This is a genomic window from Micromonospora maritima (assembly GCF_902825405.1).
Classification (GTDB): Bacteria; Actinomycetota; Actinomycetes; order Mycobacteriales; family Micromonosporaceae; genus Micromonospora; species Micromonospora maritima.
The window spans coordinates 1-5,643 of record NZ_CADEAU010000357.1 but is presented as its reverse complement, the minus strand read 5'-3'; the positions used below and the strand labels follow the sequence as shown (position 1 = coordinate 5,643).

Below are 5,643 nucleotides of genomic sequence, written 5' to 3'. Positions count from 1 at the left end.
AGCGACACCAGCGCCGGCTCGTCGAGCCGGGCCACCTGGCCGACGGTGCGCAGGCCGCGCTCGCGCAGCCGGGCGGCGGTGACCGGGCCGACGCCCCACAGCCGCTCGACCGGCAGCGGGTGCAGGAAGGCCAGCTCCCGTGCCGGCTCGACGAGCAGCAGACCGTCCGGCTTGGCCACGCCGCTGGCCACCTTGGCGAGGAACTTCGTGCGGGCCACCCCGACCGTGATCGGCAGGCCGACCTCCCGGCGGACCCGGGCGCGCAGGTCGGCGGCGATGTCGGCCGGCGGGCCGACCAGGCGCCGCAGCCCGCCCACGTCGAGGAACGCCTCGTCGATGCTGAGGCCCTCGACCAGCGGGGTGGTGTCGCGGAAGATCGCGAACACCGCCCGGCTGGCGGCCGTGTAGGCGGCCATCCGGGGCGGGACCACGAGCGCGTCCGGGCAGAGCCGGCGTGCCTGCCGGCCGCCCATGGCGCTGCGCACGCCCCGGGCCTTCGCCTCGTAGCTGCACGCGAGCACCACCCCGCCGCCGACGATCACCGGACGGCCGCGCAGCGCGGGGTCGTCGCGCTGCTCGACCGAGGCGTAGAACGCGTCCAGGTCGGCGTGCAGGATGGTGGCCTCGCTCGACACCGGCCCATCTTCGCACACCTGTTCGACTCGCGGTGGCTGACCTGCCCGGGCGGCCGGCCGGCGGGGGAGCCCCGCCGGCCGGCCGTCGGCGTCAGCGCCCGTAGACCTCGAACTCGTAGAGCGAGAACCCGTACGAGGTGGCCCGCTTGACCCCGTACACCCGCACGTAGCGGGCGGTGACCGGGGCGAAGGTGGCGTTGTCGACGCCGCCGTTGCCGGCGGTGGTGGCGAACACCGGGGTCCAGGAGCTGCCGTCGCCGGAGACCTCGATCCGGTACGAGGTGGCGTAGGCGGCCTCCCAGCGCAGCACCGCCCGGCTGACGGTGCGGGCCGCCCCGAGGTCCACCCGGAGCCACTGGTTGTCGTTGTAGCTGCTGGCCCACCGGCTGCTCAGGCTGCCGTCGACCGCCTTGTCCGGGGTGTAGCTGGTCAGGAACTGGGTGCTCGACGCGCTGGCCGGGCGGCCCTGGGCCAGGTTGGTGACGTCGTCTCCCCGGCGGGCCGGGAACGAGACGACCTGCTGGTAGGTGGGGCGGTTCTGCCAGGCGATCAGCGGGTGGGTGATCCCGCCGAGCCCGGACTGGGCGATCGAGTCGGCGCACCACTGGTCGCCGGCGCCGCAGGACTTGTCGCCGGGGTAGACCGTGGCGGCCGGCACCGCGGCGGCCTGGCCGAGCGCGTCGAGCAGGGACTGCCGGCACGCCCCGAGGTTGCCGTTGCCGCAGTACGACCGGCCCAACCCGCCGGCCACCGGGTCGCCGAGCACGGTGCGGACGTCCTTGTCGACGTAGCCCCACCAGCCGTACTGGAACGACGAGCCCTTGTGCGCCTGACCCGCCAGGGCCCAGCTCGCGGCGCCGTCGCGCCCGCCGTTCTGGCCGCCGGACGGGGCCTCGTTCACCTCGATGGCGTCGACGAGCGCGGCGTAGAGGTCGGGGCCGAGGCCGGGGCGGAACTCGGCCGAGGCCAACAGCGGCCACCAGGCGTCGAAGATCCGGATCGCGTCGGCGTGCTGGTAGACCTTCGAGCCGGGTGACGTCTCGACCCGTCGCGAGCCGGCCTGCTGCCAGGCGCGCAGCTTGCCGATCGCGTCGGCCAGCGCCGGGTCGGTGACGGGCGCGCTGTCCAGCACCCGCAGCAGGTCGCCGAGGACCTGCTGGCCGCGCAGGTCGGTCACCGCCGCGTCCGCCATGATCTTCACGACGTCGGCGCGGCCGAGCTTGCGCTGGGCGATCGCGGCGCGCACCGGGCCGTCGAGGAGCTGGCCGCGGTGCACCGAGCCGAAGCTGAAGTTGCCGTCCGCCGCGCCGAAGTCCCGCGCCTGCTTGTTGTTCCAGCTGACGTAGTAGTCCTGGTTGACCGACTGCGGGTGGGACGACGTCGGGGTGTAGGTGGCGTCGTTGGTGTCCGGGTTCCAGCCGGCCCACTCGTACGCCGGTTCGGCCTTCGCCGGCAGGTTCGGGTCGGTGACCGACGACCGGACCGGGTTCGCGCCGGAGTTGTAGTACGCCGCCTCGGTCGAGTTGACGTAGAACCAGTTGAACGCGTAGCCGACGCTCGCGGCGGACGCCTGGAACGCCGCCGCGCTGCCCATCGCCGACGGGTCGTTGAACGCCTGGAAGCCGATCGCCGAGTCGGCCTCGTGCCGGTAGGTGGAGCGCAGCTTGGTGAACGCGGTCGGCTGCCCGTTCACCAGCCCCCGGTAGGCCACCAGACCGTACTTGGTGCGCAGCGCGCGCAGCGTGTACGAGCCGGCCGGGGTGGAGTCGGCGAGCGTGGGCGACCAGGAGTTGCGCTGTTCCAGCGCCTCCATGGCGAGGCACTGCCCGTGGTAGAGGTAGCGGTTGGACCGCAGCGTCGGCGCGGTGCCGTCGGTGGTGCACAGCGGCACCGCGTACGTGTCGGTCAGGTCCTGGGAGGCGGAGGTGGCGCTCCACGCGTAGTCCTGGCCGCGGCCGAGCAGCACGTAGAGGTTCAGTCCGGCGAACGCGGCGCCCCGCGCGCTGATGCCGGGTCCCTGCAACTCCTGGAGCATCAGCAGCTGCGGCGCGAAGTAGCCGGTCTGCGGCCCGAACACGGCGACCGGGTTGCCGGTGGTGGTGTGCCGCCCGGAGACGACCACCGCGTTGGACATGCCGTGCGCGCGCAGGTTGGCCAGGCCGCCGAGCAGGTCCTTGGTGGCGGTGCTGGCGCCGGTGCGGGAGGCGGCCCCGCCGGTGGCGTCGTAGGCGAGCGGCTCGGCGACCACCGTGCCGGCGTCGGGCAGCACCGCGCTGGTCGCGCCCGGCGGCGTCGCCCCGTACGGGAAGCTCTGCCCGTCGTGCAGCGTGAGCACGGTCTCCGGGTCGTTCTGCGAGCGGAACGCCGCCCACACCCGGTCGCCCTCGGTGGCGCCGTACTTGGCCCGCGCGGCCACCCGGACCAGCGCGGACTGGATCTCGCTGCCACCGCCGCCGCCGAACAGGCCGCCGATCACGCCGGCGGTGGCGATCAGGTCGGTCATGGTGAAGTGCTTCGGCTTGCCGGCGCCGGCGAGCACGTACTCGCCCGGGTAGTTGTCGTCGGCGATCGACTTGTCGATGTAGGCGTTGATGCCGGCGATGTAGTCGACCACGTCGGTGTAGAGCTGCTGGCCCCGGGCGCCCCTGGTGCGCAGCGCGTCCACCTGGGCCTGGAGGTCGGCCTCGGTGTAGGGCGAGTTGGCCCAGACACTCTGTTCCAGCTCCCGGTTGCCGGGGGCGCCGCCGGCGAACGAGGTGACGTTGCCGCGGCCGACGTGCCGCAGCAGGTCCATCACCCAGAGCCGGTCCTGGGCCCCGGCGTACCCGGCGCCGAACATGGTGCCGGCGCGGGTGGTGCCGGTGACGTGCGGGACGCCGGTGGCCTTGTCCCGCACGATGGTGACGTCCGCGCGCGGCGAGACGGTGCTCTCGACCTGCGCGGCCGGTACGCCGAACGAGGCGTCGTTGTAGAAGTGGGCGATCTGCTCGTCGGTCAGCCCGGCGTAGTTGTAGACCAGGTTCGCGTACTCGTCGAGCTGGTCGCTGGAGTGCGCCGGGCGGGTGCCGAGCGCCTGGTGGGCCAGGATCGCCACGAGCGTGGCGTTGCCGTTCTGCCCGGGCGGCAGGATGTCGGCGCACTGGCCGAGGCAGTAGTCGTTCGGGGCGAACGTGCTGGCGGCCAGCGCCGGTGACGGCGGGGTGACGGTCAGGACGCTCGCGGTCAGGGCGGCGGCGGTGAACGCCGCGAGCCGGGCGCGGAGAGCGGGACGGGGCATGGCGATCCTCCGGGGACGCGGAGTCGGGCCGAACGGTGCGCCCGGCTTCCGGTGCCGACGTCTCGCCCTCCGCGCCCGGGCGTTCCACCCGGAGGTGAGAATGACTCATATCTATCTCCGGGCAATGATCGGCGGAGGACCGCCGCCCGGGATACCCGTCGTTCACCACCCGCGAATGCCGACGTTTCGCCGCCGGTCCGTCCACGCCGGACACGACGGTGGGGGGTGGCGCCGTTGCCACCCCCCACCGCTCTCCCCGCCGGTGCGCCGTCAGTGCTTGTGGAACGACTGGCGCACCACACCCCCCACCAGGGCGCACCAGGTGGTGGTGCTGAGCTTGCCGGTGGGTGGCAGTCCGTGCAGGCGCTGGAGGTCCTTGACCGCGGTCCGGGTCGCGTGGTCGTACTCGCCGGTCGGGAGGACCTCCGCGTAGCCCTTGGAGTTCAGCATGAACTGCGCCGCGGTCACCGGGACGCCGCTGTCGCGCTGGTCCAGCTCCGGCGCGAGCGTCTCCCAGGTCGGCGCGGTGAGCGTGGCGTCCACGTCGACCGGGATGCCGTTGCGCGCCTGCCAGTCCTGCACGGCCGCGACGGTGGCGGCGTCGAACACGCCGGTCACCGGTACGGCGTAGCCCCGGAACGTGAGCAGGTACTGCGCGACCTGCACCACCGGGCCGCCGACGAAGCGCCAGATGTCCGGCCAGCGTCGCGCCGGCACGTCGCCCAAGCTCGTGCCGAGCTTGCGGAAGACCTGGCGGCGCAGCGCGGGGAACTCGCGGTAGAACATCGCGCCCGGGCACTGGGTGGCGCGGAAGTCCCAGTGACCGAAGATGTCGTGCGCGTGCAGGCCGTACTGCCGGCAGATCGCGGTGCACAGGCGCACCAGCCCGGCGAGCAGCTCCTCGGGCGGCGTCTCGGTGACGTAGGTGCCCTCGTTCTCGATGCCGATGGCCCGGCCGTTCTCACCCGGGCAGTGCGCGGAGATCATCTGCCGGTCGCCGGCCTGGAGCCGCTCCAGGCTGCCGTGCCGTCCCTCCAGGACGTGGCCGCCCCGGCTCACCGTGAAGTGCTGCCCGGTGTCGGACCAGCCGTTGCCGTCCATGTGCAGGTCCTGGCAGTCGCGGGCGAGCTGCTTGGCGTGTTCCTCGGAGTAGTCGGTGACGTTCGGGAACGCCATGTGGTGCACGATGATCTTGTTGGTCGGGATGGCGCTGACCGACAGCGGGTCCGCCGGTGGCCGGGCCGCCCACTCGTCGCAGCTGATGATCCAGTCGAGGTCCGCGCCCGGCGCGGCGTGCGCGGCGTTGGGGAGCGCGAGCTCGGTCCCGACGACCGCGACCGCGGCGGCGCCGAGGCCGGCCCGCAGCAGCGTACGGCGGTCCAGTTCGGGGTGGTCGAAGTGCATGGCATCTCCTCGATGGCCCGGCCGGACCGGGCGATGTAAAGGAACTCCAACTGCGGCGCGCGAGGTGGAGAATATTGCCATGGACGGGCGGCGCGCCAGAGGACAAATGCCACCCCCGCCGCGCGGCTCCTACCGCGGCAGTAGGCGATGTCACGTCCGCTGACCGGGACGGACCATGTCGCGCACCGGTCCGGCGTGGCAGCCTGGTGCGGTGCACCCGCCCAGCCTGACCGGAGCCCTCGTGCTCGTCGCCGTGCTCGCGGCCGCCGGCGCGTTCGGCTGGTGGCGCCGCCGCCACGACGGCCGCCTGCGCGCTGTCCGCGAACG

At 73.4% G+C, this 5,643-nt stretch carries 3 protein-coding genes; all 3 read right to left on the bottom strand.

The annotated features are described in order from the left end of the window. Window positions 1-635, bottom strand: a 635-nt coding sequence (locus tag HUW36_RS24310) for a Y-family DNA polymerase (RefSeq protein WP_484502602.1), incomplete at its 3' end; no start/stop codon positions are given. A 91-nt stretch (window positions 636-726) separates the two neighbouring features. Beyond that, on the bottom strand, window positions 727-3,912 hold the full coding sequence (locus tag HUW36_RS24305; protein WP_174530297.1) for a penicillin acylase family protein: 3,186 nt from the start codon (window positions 3,910-3,912) through the stop codon (window positions 727-729). A gap of 270 nt (window positions 3,913-4,182) precedes the next feature. Next, window positions 4,183-5,316 (bottom strand): peptidoglycan recognition protein family protein, encoded by a 1,134-nt coding sequence (locus HUW36_RS24300; RefSeq protein ID WP_174530296.1) that lies wholly within the window; start codon window positions 5,314-5,316, stop codon window positions 4,183-4,185. Between the last annotated feature and the right edge of the window lie 327 nt (window positions 5,317-5,643).